We start from the raw sequence: 15,729 nt of genomic DNA, 5'->3' as shown, positions 1-15,729 counted from the left end.
ATTATAGTGAAACCGATTTATATTACCTTAGGGTTTTTATTTTTGGCACTTGGAGTTATTGGCGTAGTGGTGCCGTTGCTGCCGACTACACCGTTTCTGCTGCTGGCAACCTTTTTCTTTATGCGGGGGTCTGAAAGGATTCATCGGTGGTTTTCAAATACGTCTCTGTATCAAAAATATCTGGAAAGTTTTGTTCAAACCAGGTCGTTGAAGCTGTCCACAAAAATTACGTCATTGGGCTTAGCGTCAGCTATGCTGATTACAGGATTTATCTTCACACCCATTATGTGGGGGAAGTTACTCATCGTTTTGGTCATCCTGTTCAAATATTATTACTTTATATTCCGAGTCGGAACTGTGAGAGAAGCTGAGGCGGAAACTCTGACTTCAACTGAAGCCGTTCCTACTCCAAAAAAAAGATCTAAAATGGTCGACAGTCGTCTGTTAGGCCTGGTGGAGCATTCTCGAAAATATATCATCTTGGGTGTGCTTGTACAGTGGATCGGTCTTTTAGGGAGTATAGCCGCTGTTTTGTCTATGACCTTTGGGATACAGCAAGCATGGGAGGGACAAGTGACTCGCAAGCTGATTCTATTCATGACGGTCATTGTTATGGCTGCCATTGCAGTTCGCTTTCTGAGTAATTATGCAGCCAGTATGTTGTCCTATCGGGCTTCAATCAATGCTAAAAAAACGCTGCGCTCACAGATTTACGGCAAGCTGCTAAAGCTGGGGCCCTCTTATACAGATCATACTTCCACTTCGGGGGTTATTCAGGTTGCTGTAGAAGGGGTGGAGCAGCTTGAGACCTATTTTGGAAGATATATGCCTCAGCTATTCTATAGTCTGCTTGCGCCCGTAACGTTGTTCATTACCCTCTCTTTTGTCAGCTTCAAAGCGGCTATTATTCTATTAATCTGTGTTCCCTTAATTCCAGTGTCCATTATTGTCATTATGAGGATGGCTAAAAAGCTGTTTCGGAAATATTGGGGCAGCTATGTCAATTTGGGTCACAGCTTTTTGGAAAATGTACAAGGTCTGACCACGCTCAAAATTTACGGGACAGACCAGGATAAACATCAGGAGATGAACACAGCGGCTGAGGATTTTCGCAAAATGACGATGAAAGTCCTGACTATGCAGTTAAACTCCGTGGCTGTCATGGATCTTATCGCATTTGGTGGTGCCGCCGCAGGTGTGCTGGTCGCGGTAAGCGAATATTCCTCAGGTCATATTGGCTTGGCGGGAGCGCTCATCATTGTTTTGCTGTCGGCAGAGTTTTTCATTCCGCTGCGTCTGCTCGGTTCCTACTTTCATATCGCCATGAACGGAATGGCAGCAAGTGACAAAATATTCCAAATGTTGAGTACAGAGGATTTTATACAAGGACAACAAAGCATAGAAGCCACAGACATTCAACTGGAACGGGTAAATTTTGCTTACGATGAAAGAGATACCTTACGAAATATATCCATGAATATCCCTCAAGGGAGCTTTGTTTCCATTGTTGGAGAATCAGGTTCAGGTAAAAGTACGGTAGCCGGATTGATCGTTGGACATCATGAGGGCTATCAAGGAAGCCTGAAGATCGGAGGAACCGAACTGACCTCCATTACGGAAGAAAGCCGCATGCGTCATATGACCTGGATCGGTTTTAACAGCTACATTTTTAAAGGCACTGTAGAAGCGAATTTGAGAATGGGGAATGAGCACGCGGATGAGCAACAAATGCTGGAAGCGTTGCGGCAAGTGAAGCTGTATGATTTTATTCTCTCCGAAGGGGGACTGGAAGCAGAGATAGAGGAGCAGGGAGCGAATCTGTCAGGAGGACAGCGCCAACGGCTAGCACTGGCCAGAGCGTTGCTGCACGATAGTCATGTGTATATTTTTGATGAGGCTACCTCTAACATTGACGTTGAGAGTGAGGAAGGCATCATGGAAGTCATACATGCACTGGCAGGTCAAAAAACAGTGATTCTCATCTCTCACAGACTGGAAAACGTGATCCAATCTGACTGCATTTATGTGCTGCAAAATGGCTTAGTGGCAGAATCCGGAACGCATCAGGAGCTGTTGAGCCAGCAGGGACATTATGCGGAGATGTATCTCAGTCAGCATAGGATGGAACAGTTTGTGAAAGGAGGTGCTGTATATGCGTAGACACGGTTTACGGATTATGGGTCAATTGTTGGTCTTGGCAGGGCCTCTTTTACCTGTGCTGCTCATAACGATTGTTACAGGAGTGCTTGGTTTTGTATGTGCTATTGGCATTATTGTGTATGGGGCCCTTGCCCTACTGACAGCAACGGGCATCACGACAGGCTACAGCATGACATTTTTGCTGACTGCCATCGTGCTATGTGCTGTATTACGCGGCGTATTTCGTTATGGCGAGCAAATGAGCGGTCATTATCTCGCCTTCAAGCTGCTGGCCGTGCTGCGTGACAAGATGCTTCTAGCCTTGCGCAGATTGGCTCCAGCCAAGCTTGAAGGCAAAGACAAAGGGAATCTGATTTCGCTGATTACAAGTGATATTGAGCTATTGGAAGTATTTTATGCGCATACGATATCGCCTGTTATGATCGGCATTATTACTTCACTGATTATGGTGTTTTTTATAGGCTCTTATGAGCCTTTACTAGGCGGGATCGCTGCGCTTGCTTACATAACCGTCGGTTTATTCATTCCTCTGCTTACGTCACGTATGGGCAAGCGCCAAGGGATGGAATACCGGAGCAGCTTCGGCCAGCTGAGTAGTTATTTTTTGGACAGCTTACGCGGGATGAAGGAAATTGTTCAATATGGGCAAGGGGAACAGCGATTAAATGAAATTAACCGTCGTACGGATCAGTTGGATGCCAAGCAGAAGGACTTGAAGCATCACGAAGGCATCACAAGAGCGGTCACAGATGCGGCTGTAGTCGGATTTTCATTCTTGATGCTACTAGCTGGATTGTATGGCATGTCTAAGGGGCAGATGGATTTTACAAGTATGCTGATTTCAGTCATTGCCCTGTTTAGTTCATTTGGTCCGGTGGTCGCGCTGAGCAATTTGTCCAACAATTTGCTTCAAACGCTGGCAAGCGGGGAACGAGTGCTGAGTCTGCTGGAGGAGACCCCGGAGGTAGAAGAAAATATGGATGGAATGACTGTTGGCTTTACTGGAGCGCAGATAGATAAGGTGACTTTTGCATACGATGGTCAAACGGTGCTGAAGGACGTAAGTCTCACGATACCGCCCAAGCGAATTATAGGTATTCAGGGTAAAAGCGGCTCCGGCAAGTCAACGTTGTTGAAGTTGCTGATGCGATTCAGGGACCCGCAACAAGGTGGAATTTTGCTATCTGAACACGATTTAAAGGACATTGAGACCCGACATTTGAGAAGCTTGCAAAGCTACGTCGATCAGCATACGTTCCTGTTTGATGATTCCATTGCAGCTAATATCAAAATTGGAAAGCCTGATGCTACACATCAACAGGTTGTAGAAGCAGCCCGTAAGGCATCAGTGCACGATTTTATTATGACATTGCCTCAAGGATATGACAGCCGAGTTGGAGAGTTGGGGGACAGGCTGTCTGGTGGAGAACGTCAGCGCTTGGGACTGGCCAGAGCCTTTGTTCATGATGCGCCCCTCTTACTGCTGGACGAACCAACTAGCAATTTGGACAGTTTGAACGAAGCGATTATTTTAAAATCGTTAAAAGAACAGCAGCAAGATAAAACAATTATCCTTGTATCGCATCGAAGCTCTACCATGCGAATGGCTGACGAAATTTTTCAAATGGATAACCGCCGACTCTCCTGAAAATGGTACATGGTTTAGCATGCTTTTTTCAGTCTAGTCTATAAGTGATAAAAGCTAGAAAATAAATGTGATGCTTTGGAGGCGAAAGCTGTAGCCTGTTCATCGTTTTGTCATAAAATGGAGTGTGCGTGTTGAAATGAGAGTGTCATCCTTATTTAATTCATCCAGCTTTTCAAGCTTGTCTTATTTTGATAGCCTATGAGGTGAGGATTTTGCAAATCCTGAGGTATATTGACAAGTCATAAACATCATAAATGATGGATGAACAGAGGCTATAAGCCGATGTATAAAAATGGGTGGTGAACAGGAATGTCTGATTTCAATCAGCTCAAGGGACTTGAGCACACAGCATATCCCATATATGAAGGCTATGATTTGGGTCTTACTTATACGCCTGCGGGCAGCAAATTTAAGGTATGGGCACCGACTGCACAGCAGGTTCATATAGCGTTGTATAGCGACGCAGGGGTGTACGATCAGGAAGGAATCGTTCAGGAGCACGGTGGTGGTCAGGAATTTCTAATGAGCCGTGATGATCAAGGTGTATGGTCTATCGAACTGGAAGGCGACTGGAACAGATATTATTACATGTACAGGCTGGAGTGGGTGGACCACACCATTCATTATGCTGCCGATCCATATGCCAGAGCGGTATCAGCCAATGGGCAACGTACGGCTATCATTGATTTGGATCGAACCAACCCGGATGGATGGGAACAGGATGAGGGGCCTGTACTTGAGCGTGCGACAGATGCCATTATCTATGAGCTTCATGTGCGTGATTTTTCGATGGACCCCCATTTTAATACGGGTATAAAAGATTTATCTGCCGCTCAGGGGCGGTTTGCAGCCTTTACGCATACGGGATTAACGGATTCCGAGGGTAACCGTATCGGACTGGATCATTTGCTGGAGCTGGGCATTACACATGTTCATTTGCTTCCCGTGGCTGACTTTCATACGGTGAATGACTTTTCGGAATTAGGAACTGAATATAACTGGGGCTATGATCCGCAGCACTATAATGTGCCGGAGGGGTCCTACTCTTCCAATCCAGCTGATCCGGAGGCTCGTATACGCGAGTTGAAATTGCTGGTACAGTCTCTGCATGCGGCCGGCATCGGTGTCATTATGGACGTCGTGTACAATCATACGTATTCGGTGGAAAAGGGTCCGTTTGAGCCAGTTGTACCAGGATATTATTATCGTACAGATGAGCAAGGGAAGCTCACCAATGGATCAGGTGTAGGTAATGAGATGGCAACCGAACGTCCGATGGTGCGCAAGTATATCAAGGATTCACTGCGCTATTGGGCAGAGGAATATCACATAGATGGCTTCCGGTTTGATTTGATGGCGTTGATTGATACACCGACTGTAGAGCAGCTTACCCGAGAACTTCGCTCTGAGATACGTCCCGATCTGCTGATCTATGGTGAGCCTTGGACAGGAGGAGAGTCCCCTCAGCCTTTGCTTACATTAAAAGGAACGCAGCGGGATAAGGGTTTTGCCGTTTTTAACGACAATTACCGTTCTGCCATTAAGGGAGATAGCGACGGTACAGGAAGCGGGTTTGCTACGGGGGCGGAAAATCAGGAGGAACGGGTACTTCAAGGTGCTTTTGGAGCTATTTATGATTTCACAGCTCAGCCATCAGAGACCGTCAATTATGTAACGGCCCACGATAATCTCAATTTGTGGGATAAAATTTTGACGGTGAGACATTTGCGGGAGCATTGTCGTTTTCCGCAATGGGAGCAGGGGAACCCCAAAGATGGAAGGACAGCCGAACAAGCCGTAGCCGAAGCAGACCCGTATCAGGAGATGGATGAAAGTAACCTACTTGAAAACGAAACTGTACGTAAGTCCCTGCTGGCTAACGGTATGGTTCTGACATCGCAAGGCATTCCTTTTATCCATGCAGGGGATGAGCTGCTGCGTTCCAAATATGGAGACCATAACAGCTACCGAAGCTCTGATGTGGTGAACGCCATCCGTTGGAATAACAAGGCGAGGTTTCGACCTGTGTTTGATTACTACCAGGGCTTAATTGCTTTGCGACGCAGTCACCCGGCATTCCGTATGGATCAGCGTGAGCTGGTGGAGCAGCATATGGAAGTCCTGCAAAGCAATGGGCATGTGGTCGCTTTTGCTTTGAGGCATCATGCTAACGGCGATGCCTGGAATCATATTGTAGTGATTTATAACGGTTCGGATACAGAGCAGACCATATCATTGCCTGCGGAATCGGACCGTTGGCATGTGGTCGTGGATGCACACGGGGCCGGGAATGAGATACGGTATGAAGTGGTAGGTCATCGTGTGACGGTATCGCGCTGGTCGATGATGGTGTTGTATGATCAGGATGGACCTCCCAAAGCCTCCTTTTTGACAGAGCATGATCATCAAGCTAACGAGCAAGTGGATAACAAAACGAAAGGCTTGGATGAGGGGACAAATCAAGAGATTGCAGGTACAGCAATGACAGATGCCCAGCTAGGAAACGATAGAGAGGTTATTCCATTCCGCACAATTGAATTGATCTACGAGCGTGCAGACCGGCAATACTCTGGCTGGAATGTGTGGGTATGGGGCACTGGGTACCGTGACGGACATGTTGAATTTCAAGATTTAGATGACGGCCGGGCAATAGCCCGCATTCGGGTGGCTCCTGATGTACAGCGAATTGGCTACATTGTCCGCCTGAATCACTGGGATGCCAAGGATGTGGAGGCAGATCGTTATATTGTTGTAGATCTGACCCGGTCTGTGATGCAGGTATTGATTCATAGTGGCAGAGAGGAATATTTATTACTGGTTAACGATAACCGAGCGGGATAGACTTGTATGCCTGGTTGCCATATATACACGAGAAAATAGCATTTTTCGATCATTTCGAGAAATGCTATTTTTTTATGCAAGTGTGCGTCACTTTCAGAAAAAAGGGGTAAAATAGAATTATGGACTTGTTTAGTTTTGCCAGCTTGCTGGCTCATATTCTGTAGTACGACTGGTAAACAAGCAAGATTCTTGGAGGAAAATCATTTGTAAGGTAACCTGAAGGAGGTTGTATATCATGAGTTCTAATGGAGGAAGTATTCAACTAACCGCCCAGCCGAGAACAGAGAAGAAGGGTTCGGCCATTCGTGGATTAAGGTTAAAAGGACGGATTCCAGCTGTGGTTTACGGCTCTGAAATCGAGGGAACCCCTGTACATGTCGATGCCAAGGAATTTAATAAAGTAGTCAGAACCGGACGTTCAGAGGTTTTTAACCTCACAGTAGAAGGCGGAGAAACGATCCCAGTAATTATTAAAGATTATCAACAGCGTGACAACCAATGGTTACATGCCGATTTCTTAAAAATTTCCAAAAACAAACCGCTTCGCGTGCGTGTTTCTATTGATTATCAGGGAACCCCTGTAGGTACAAAAACAGGCGGTATCCTGCAAATTCAAGAAACAGAAGTCGAAGTTGAAGGTTTGCCTTCTGACTTGCCGTCCACAATTGAAGTGGATGTATCCGCACTGGATATTGGCGACAAGTTGAGCGCAAGCGACTTAAAGCTTCCTAAAGGTGTGACGCTGCATGTCTCTGAAGAGGAGCTGCTGGCATCCGTGATCGTGCCGCGTGCAGTCGAGGTAGAGAATGCTGCTGTGGAAGGTGATGCAGCGGCAACTGAAGGCGCTGAAGAGGCTTCCGAAAACAAGGAATCTTAATGAGGTCAGCAGGCATATTGAACGTTGGCTGATTAAAGAAGATGAAAAACCGTGAGCTAAAAACCGTTCCCTGTTAGGGGGCGGTTTTTCTCTTTAAAGCACGACCATCATTCAATACGCGTTCTGATATGACGATATATATAGTATGGCATTTACATTTTTATTTTATAAATACCTAATATATATCTAAGGAGCGCGTACGCAATCATGGACAGAACGAATGAATTGTTGTGGCAAAGAAACAAATTGGTGATCATTATTTTTTGGATTATGACTTTGAGCAGCATCATCCCGGCAGTATCTAATCCCTCGATGTGGGTATCTAGTGGTGTAGGATTTGTAGTCGCGGCAGTTTTGACAATTCTGAATATGAAAAAGAAAGGAATCCGTCTTATTCCTTGGATTATTACATTTTATAGTGCATTAATATGTATATTTGTGAACTTGTCTAGCGTGGATGTAGTAATTTCGATCTTTATCTGCTCGTTGTTGTTGCTCTACCCATCTTACCGATATTTTCTGGTAACCATGACCTTAAATCTGTGTAATATTTTTGTACAAATTACGATCGGTACGCCCGCAACTCCCCAGGCTACCGGTTCTTTGCGTTATGTGCATGAGTTTATCATTGTTTTACTGATTGGTTTGCTACTGTTAGTGGTATCGGTGTTAAATCAAAAGCAGTTTCAGAAAACGGAAGAGCAAAATAAAGATATGGAGGCAACAAGGCAACGGATTGAATTCTTGTTTGAGCAAGTTAGACAAGCTGTAGCTGGATTGCATAGCTTTACAGAACGATTCAGGAATCAAGTGGATGCTACAGGCAACGTGACGAATGAAGTTGCTATCGGGTTTCAGGAGGTCGCTAAAGGCGTAGAAATGCAAGCTTCGAATATCACTGAGGTAACCGATAACTTGGCTCAGTCTGATCAGCACGTGCGCGAGGTTGCCGATCATTCCCGAGAACTGAAGCAGCTCTCCGAAGATACGAAAAATGCCGGGGGTAGAGGGAGCAGTCAACTACTTGCACTAACATCTCAAATTAAGGATTTGGGTCGGGTGATGAGTCGTACCAAAGAAGAATTAGATGAGTTTAAAGTGCAGAGTGACAATATGTCTTCCATGCTTAAAGATATTACTCAAATCTCAAAGCAAACCAATTTGCTGTCCTTGAATGCATCCATTGAGGCTGCCAGAGCGGGAGAGCATGGAAAAGGATTTGCGATTGTGGCTGGAGAAGTGCGTAATTTGGCTGAAATGGTTGGAAACACCTCAGTGGCGATGGAAGGTATTTTGGAGCAGCTGAGAACTCAGATGGATTCTGTTGTAAGTCAATTTGACATGGGACAGGAAAGATTACAGCAAAGTATGGAGTCGGCACATTCGACCGAAATTGTACTGGAGGATATCCTGCAAAATGCCAATAAAGTATTGGTGCAGGCCGTGGAGGTAGAGTCCAGTACGAATAGTATGCAGCAATTTTCGTCTCAGGTCGTTCAAGAGATGATGGAATTTTCCAGTGTGACAGAACAAGCAAGTGCAGCGTCAGAGCAAATTTTGGCTGGAGTAGAGGAGCAGCAAAATATAACCTCCAATATGGTGGCGGGATTTAGTGAGCTGGAGGCATTGATTATTCAGTTGAAAGAGCTGGTGCATGATCAGAATGAGGGCGGCAGTTCTAGCAAAATCAGCAAAAGTAAATAACCGAAAAGCTTCATCAGCGGACTAGAGATCCGGGGCTTATCGCTAACAAGCGGTATCTCCGGTTTTTTACTGTGTTTAAGAAGAAGGGAAATGAGGTGGGAAGTTTTAGAAGCTATAATTAGATGGAAGTTGATGGTATAATTTGTGGCAGTTTAAATGCTTTGTAACAAGGGGGAGTGGCTATGATGATGGGAAAGCAAGCACCTAAATTAAAAGCTGGAGACGAGATACGCATTCTTTCGCCATCCAGAAGCTTGTCTATTGTTTCTGAGGAAAATCGCCTGATTGCCCAGCATAGGCTGGAGGCGCTTGGGTTTAAAGTGAGCTTTTCACAGCATGTGCTGGAAAACGATGATTTTGTATCTTCTTCGATAGAGTCTAGAGTAGCTGACTTGCACGAAGCTTTTATCGATCCGAAGGTAAAGGGCATCCTGACCTCAATTGGGGGCTATAATGCCAATCAGCTCCTTGCCCATCTGGATTATGATCTTATTAGCGCTCATCCTAAACGATTATGTGGTTATTCGGATATAACGGCGTTAAGCCATGCGATTTATGCCAGGACAGGGCTTATCACGTATGCAGGGCCTCATTTTTCGAGCTTCGCCATGTTACGAGGAAATGATTACACAACGACTTATTTCCAAAGGATAATGTTGGGAGAGGGTAGTATTCAAATCCAAGATTCATCGGAGTGGAGTGACGACGCTTGGTATCTGGATCAGGATCAGAGAAGCTTCCATCGCAATGCGGGTATGTATGTGATCCATGAAGGAGAAGCAGAGGGTACGATTGTGGGCGGAAACTTGTGTACTCTAAATTTGTTACAGGGAACCCCGTACATGCCAAGTCTAAAAGGAACCATAGTGTTTGTTGAGGATGATTACGAAAGCTCTCCCGCTACATTTGACCGGGATTTGCAATCATTGTTGCACCAGCCCGGATTTGATCAGGTTAAAGGAATCATCATAGGACGATTTCAGAAGGCATCGCATATGACAGAAGAATTGCTGCGGCAAATCATTCGCTCGAAAAGAGAATTGGCCTCTATACCGGTGATTGCAGATGCCGATTTTGGCCACACCACGCCGCAGTTTACATATCCGATTGGCGGAAAGGCGCTTATTCGTGCCCGTAATGGCAGGGTGAGGATTGAAATATGTGAATAATGATAGAGTGATAGAATTTATCGAACTGGGGGAGAAATTCCTATGGAGCTTAAATATTTGTTAATCGGCGTGTTAAGCCTATTGGGTAGTGGAGTGATATATACGATGGAGCGCTTTATATCCGTCATTCAATGGGCTGCGAATTCCGTCCCTGTTAAATTGAATAGTTCAGGTATATCTAATTCAGAACCTGATATGCCGAGTTTTATTGACAATATATTTGTTATTATTTTATTCGTATGTGGCTTGATGATACTCGGGTATGGTGTGTACGAACGACGTACACGATAACACAACCTATGTAGGCATATCCGTTTTTATTTGGGAGGAACGCATGTGAACGCCTTGTTGGAAATGCTGATGCAGCTATTTGAGCGCGCGGCATTGTTGCTGATTTGTTTGTTTTTTATTACACGTATCCCCCGGTTTAAGGAAACCTTGCAGAAGAACAGTCATTCTCCGGCAGAGCTGACGTTACTAACATTGATTTTCTGTATGTTTGCACTGTTTGGTACCTACACCGGGATTGAAGTTGAAGGCTCGCTGGTTAACGTTCGGATTATCGCAATTATGGCGGGCGGAATTTTATTTGGACCTTGGGTTGGGATCATTACAGGTATTGTATCTGGGATTCATCGTTATCTGATTGATATCGGGGGAATCACCTCGATTCCGTGTCTGATTACAAGTATTCTGGCAGGTGTGGTGTCAGGATATATCGGTCGCCGGGTCAATCGTTCCAAGAGATGGCTGGTCGGTATCGCCGCAGGTATGGTCTGTGAAGCGTTGACGATGCTGCTCATTCTGGTGATGGCCCAACCTCATGGTCTTGGTGTGGACATCGTTTCCAAGATCGGTCTACCGATGATTATCGGGGAAGTCAGTATCGGTTTAATCGTTCTATTAATCCAGAGTGTGGAGGGGGAAAAGGAGAATATCGCGGCCAGACAGGCCAAGCTGGCATTGGATATTGCCAACAAAACGTTGCCTTATTTTCGTTCCATTAATGCGGAATCCTTGCATACGATTTGCTCAATTATAAAAGAAGACATCAAGGCAGATGCGGTGGCGATTACGGATACCCGAGATGTGCTGGCTTACGTCGGTTTTGGCGAAGAACGCTATCATATCGGGGATGAAATCATTAGCGATGTGACTAAATCGACGATCCGTAGCGGTAAAATCACGATCCGCAACCATATCGCTGACGACAAAACGCCCCAAATCCAGTCTCTGCTCATTATCCCGTTAGAGGAGCGGGGAGAAGTAACCGGAACCCTAAAGATTTACTACCGAAAAGCTTATAAAATCACGTATCCGTTGCAGACGATGGCGATTGGCTTGTCTCAGATCATTTCCACGTTAATGGAAGTGTCGCGTGTGGAGCAAATTAAGGAAGCGGCGAATAAGGCCGAGTTAAAGGCACTCCAGACGAAGATCAACCCTCATTTTCTGTTCAACGCGTTGAATGCCATTGCCTCGACGACGCGCACCAAACCGGATAAGGCGCGAGAGCTGATCATCAATTTGTCAGGCTATCTGCGTTATAATTTGGAGCTGAATGATGATTTGATCGAAATTCACAAGGAGCTTCAGCAGGTGTCGGATTACGTAGAAATTGAAAAAGCTCGCTTCGGCAATCGGCTTCAGGTGGAGTATGTAATGGATGAGGTGTCCGTGCGTATTCCGAGCCTAATTATCCAGCCCCTAGTTGAGAATGCGATTAATCATGGAATCCTCAAGAAAAAGGGACCAGGTACAGTAACCATTTCTGTAAAAGACCGTGGCGAAAAGGTGCGTATTTCTGTAGCTGATACCGGGGTGGGTATACGGGACGATGTAGTGGATAACCTATATCATGATCAAGTTCCGGCTAAACAGATCGGCTTGTACAATGTGCACAGAAGACTCAAGCTTATGTACGGTGAAGGAGTTATTACTCTTAAACATGATCCGGGCACCGAAGTATATTTTGACATACCAAAGGAGAAGTCATGAAGGCCATAATTGTAGAAGACGAACTTCCAGCGCGTGAAGAGCTGGAGTATCTTATTCAGACTCATAGCAGCATTGAGGTGACCGATAGTTTCGAGGATGGGCTGGATGTGTTCCGGTTTCTGCAAGATCAGGAGACGGATGCGATCTTTCTGGACATTAACATTCCTTCATTGGACGGGATGCTATTGGCACAGAACATTAGCAAATTTGCTAAAAAGCCCTATATTATTTTTACGACCGCCTATAAAGAACATGCGGCGCAGGCTTTTGAACTAGAGGCGTTCGACTACATTCTCAAGCCATATGATGAAAAACGGATCGCATCCATGCTGCATAAGCTCGAAAATGCTTATGAGCAGCGAAACGCTCAGATACAGGAACCTGTCCAGGCTGGGCAACCCCGAGCTGCTGAAACCAGTACCGTTGCTGCTCCGGGGCGTATTAATCTGCTGAAAAATGACAAAATTATCGTAACGGATGCAAACGATATTTACTATGCGTGTGCGCAGGAAAAGGTAACTCGTGTCTTTACAAGGCACGAAGAATATACGATGCCGATGAGCATTTCGGAATTTCATGCCCGCCTGCCGCAGCAGGACTTCTTTCGCTGTCACCGATCGTATACGGTTAATCTGTCGCAAATCCGTGAAATTGTACCTTGGTTCAATCATACGTATCTCCTGCGCTTGCGTGGACTAGAAGCAGAAATTCCGGTGAGTCGCAGTAAGGCCAAGGAATTCCGGCAAATTATGCGACTTTAAAGGCATTTCATTCCGCTATATGTGCATTTCATTCCTCAAACGATTTCTGGCTGACATGCAGGGTTATAATAACCGTGTAGACAGGATCCTTACAGACTTGCTCTTTCACAGACGCAAAGCGTACTGGATTCACGGTTATCATCATAACAAATGGATGCTGTAGAGCCGGAATGAAAAGAGGAGATCAATATGAAATCAAACAGCGGAAATCGCCTGCTGGTCGTACTTGGAACGATTATTGTCCAGATGGGCTTAGGTACCATTTACACATGGAGTTTATTTAATCAACCATTGGTGGACCGCTTTGGCTGGAACCTCAGTTCGGTCGCTATTACATTTTCAATTACCAGTTTTGCACTGGCGTTTGCTACGTTATTTGCAGGCAAGCTACAGGATAAATGGGGACTACGTCGTCTGATTTTGTGTGCAGGTGTCGTGTTAGGGGCAGGGCTCATGCTCAGTTCACAGGTAACTTCGTTATCCTTACTGTACATTTTGGCGGGTATTATCGTAGGTTTTGCGGATGGAACGGCATATATTACATCACTGTCGAATCTGATTAAATGGTTTCCTGAGAAAAAAGGACTTATTTCCGGTATTTCAGTTGGGGCCTACGGAACAGGCAGTCTGATATTCAAGTATATTAATGGTTCGCTGATTCAGTCTGTTGGCGTATCGCAAGCGTTTCTGTATTGGGGAATGATCGTGCTGATCATGATCGTCGGGGGTTCTTTCCTGGTGAAAGAAGCAGTAGTCATGAATAAGCCTTCGGTACAAAATGGGGCTGTACAGCGGGACTACACCGTTAAAGAAATGCTGCGCACCAAGCAGGCATACCTACTGTTCGTCATGTTCTTTACCGCTTGTATGAGTGGTCTCTACTTGATCGGAGTGGTCAAAGATATCGGCGTACGGATGGCTGGTTTGGATGTAGCAACAGCCGCTAATGCGGTCGCTATGGTCGCTATTTTTAACACGGCGGGTCGGATTATATTAGGTGCGCTATCCGATAAGGTGGGTCGTCTGAAAGTGGTAGCAGGTGCACTTTTAACAACAGCAATTGCAGTTACAGTACTGAGTGTGATACCCCTGAATTTTGGTTTGTTCTTTGCCTGTGTAGCAGGGATTGCTTTTTGCTTCGGCGGCAATATTACAGTCTTTCCTGCCATCGTAGCTGATTTCTTTGGTCTGAAGAACCAAAGCAAAAACTATGGTATTGTGTATCAGGGCTTTGGCCTTGGTGCGCTGGCGGGGTCATTTATCGCTGCCTTGCTCGGCGGATTTATCCCAACATTTACCACAATTGCTGTGCTATGCGTCGTATCGTTCCTGATTGCCCTCACCATTCGCACCCCAGAACAAGGTAAAGGCAAACTGCGCAGTGAACGGAAGAAAAATGCCAACGGTGTACGCAGCATGAAGCCAGGTACAAAATTAGGTTAAACGATTTGAGAAAATAGGACCAGATGAATGCCAAAAGACCTGTCATCATTCTCTAAGGGAGATTATGGCAGGTTATTTGTTTTTCCAATAACCTATTTTACGCTATAATAAAAAGATGTGTAATAAGCCGATATATACAAAAGACATAAGCTAAGAACCTGACAGGAGGACGAGTCATGATCGTGGATACAAGCGGGAATCTGCTTGCCCGCAATACGAAGCTGCGAAATACATATCAAATTCGAAGCGCCTTGTCCCGCAGTGAGCTGGCCATCGTGTATACGGCAAGGCTGTTGGATAACCGAGAAAAGGTCATTGTGAAGGAATTTTTTCCGAATGCACTGGCTTTACGGGGGACAGATCGAAAAACGGTCACTTGTAGCGCTACGATGCAATACAAATACGTGGAATTTATGCATTATTTTTTGCGTGAAGGGCAAATGTTAAAGGAGTTAAGTCATCCGGGAATTGTCGGTTATATAGATCATTTTGAGGAAAATGGAACTGCTTATCTGGTCATGGAATACTGTGCAGGCAAAACGCTGGATCGAATGATGCAAGAAGAGGCTGTGCCAACGTCTGATCCTGCTTTTCTGTACCAAACGTTGCTGCCTTTAATTGATGCCTTGGAGTATATTCACAACAAAGGAATTATTCATCGGGACATTAAGCCAGGCAATATTATGATTGGGGAACATGGCAACATCAAGCTGATTGATTTTGGCTCTGCTGTGCATTTTGAAGGCAAGGAGCATCCGATCTTCACCACGGCAGGCTATTCTCCGCTGGAATTTTACTCTAACCGTTCGCGGCAGGGGCCTGTGTCGGATATTTATAGCTTGGCCGCCACGCTGTATTATTGCCAAAAAGGATCACCTCCACCGGATGTGCCAGGCAGATTATTTGCAGATCGGACCGAACGGATTCGGATCGAAAATGCAGGGATTTCACTACTGCCGTATGTTATTAGGCGCGGTCTGGAAGTACAGGCTACCAAGCGTTGCCGCTCACTTCGATGGTTTAAAGCCGCCCTACGTGCGGAATATTGGATAAAAAAAGGGAAGCGCCCTACTCTTACGGTTCGTTAACCGTAAGAGACGGCGCTTCTCTTTTTTTATTCCGACGATG

11 protein-coding genes are annotated in these 15,729 nt (G+C 45.5%); all 11 read left to right on the top strand.

What is annotated here, in order from left to right; all coding sequences use genetic code 11:
* Window positions 1-6: 6 nt before the first annotated feature.
* The 11 genes from ACU1JV_RS23575 (at window position 7) to ACU1JV_RS23525 (ending at window position 15,689) form a co-directional block, all read left to right on the top strand.
* Window positions 7-2,160 carry a DUF454 family protein gene (locus ACU1JV_RS23575; protein ID WP_413986841.1) on the top strand — a complete coding sequence of 718 codons (2,154 nt, stop codon included), beginning with the start codon at window positions 7-9 and terminating at the stop codon, window positions 2,158-2,160.
* Window positions 2,153-3,808, top strand: a complete 1,656-nt coding sequence (locus tag ACU1JV_RS23570; RefSeq protein WP_413986840.1) for an amino acid ABC transporter ATP-binding/permease protein — start codon at window positions 2,153-2,155, stop codon at window positions 3,806-3,808. Before ACU1JV_RS23575 ends, ACU1JV_RS23570 begins: the two co-directional genes overlap by 8 nt.
* A 309-nt stretch (window positions 3,809-4,117) precedes the next feature.
* On the top strand, window positions 4,118-6,649 hold the full coding sequence (gene pulA / locus ACU1JV_RS23565) for a type I pullulanase (protein WP_413986839.1): 2,532 nt from the start codon (window positions 4,118-4,120) through the stop codon (window positions 6,647-6,649).
* Window positions 6,650-6,884: 235 nt separating this feature from the next.
* Window positions 6,885-7,526 carry a 50S ribosomal protein L25 gene (locus tag ACU1JV_RS23560; RefSeq protein WP_337682574.1) on the top strand — a complete coding sequence of 214 codons (642 nt, stop codon included), beginning with the start codon at window positions 6,885-6,887 and terminating at the stop codon, window positions 7,524-7,526.
* Between the two features lie 207 nt (window positions 7,527-7,733).
* Complete coding sequence (locus ACU1JV_RS23555) at window positions 7,734-9,230, top strand: methyl-accepting chemotaxis protein (RefSeq protein WP_413986838.1); 1,497 nt, start codon at window positions 7,734-7,736, stop codon at window positions 9,228-9,230.
* Between the two features lie 182 nt (window positions 9,231-9,412).
* On the top strand, window positions 9,413-10,399 hold the full coding sequence (locus ACU1JV_RS23550; protein ID WP_413986837.1) for a S66 family peptidase: 987 nt from the start codon (window positions 9,413-9,415) through the stop codon (window positions 10,397-10,399).
* 42 nt (window positions 10,400-10,441) lie between these two features.
* A complete protein-coding gene (locus tag ACU1JV_RS23545) occupies window positions 10,442-10,690 on the top strand; it encodes a hypothetical protein (RefSeq protein ID WP_013372561.1) in 249 nt (82 codons plus the stop codon).
* A gap of 45 nt (window positions 10,691-10,735) precedes the next feature.
* Entirely contained in the window at window positions 10,736-12,397 is a 1,662-nt protein-coding gene (locus ACU1JV_RS23540; RefSeq protein ID WP_185156539.1) for a sensor histidine kinase, read from the top strand.
* Entirely contained in the window at window positions 12,394-13,158 is a 765-nt protein-coding gene (locus ACU1JV_RS23535; RefSeq protein ID WP_013372559.1) for a LytR/AlgR family response regulator transcription factor, read from the top strand. Before ACU1JV_RS23540 ends, ACU1JV_RS23535 begins: the two co-directional genes overlap by 4 nt.
* Window positions 13,159-13,347: 189 nt before the next feature.
* The gene (locus ACU1JV_RS23530) at window positions 13,348-14,601 is read left to right on the top strand and encodes an L-lactate MFS transporter (RefSeq protein ID WP_165083113.1); all 1,254 of its coding nucleotides are present in this window, start codon (window positions 13,348-13,350) and stop codon (window positions 14,599-14,601) included.
* Window positions 14,602-14,777: 176 nt separating this feature from the next.
* Complete coding sequence (locus ACU1JV_RS23525) at window positions 14,778-15,689, top strand: serine/threonine protein kinase (protein ID WP_013372556.1); 912 nt, start codon at window positions 14,778-14,780, stop codon at window positions 15,687-15,689.
* The last annotated feature ends 40 nt before the right edge of the window (window positions 15,690-15,729 follow it).

The organism is Paenibacillus sp. T2-29, from assembly GCF_052921365.1.
Note: the sequence above shows the minus strand (reverse complement) of the source record. Positions and strands in the feature narration are given on the sequence as shown.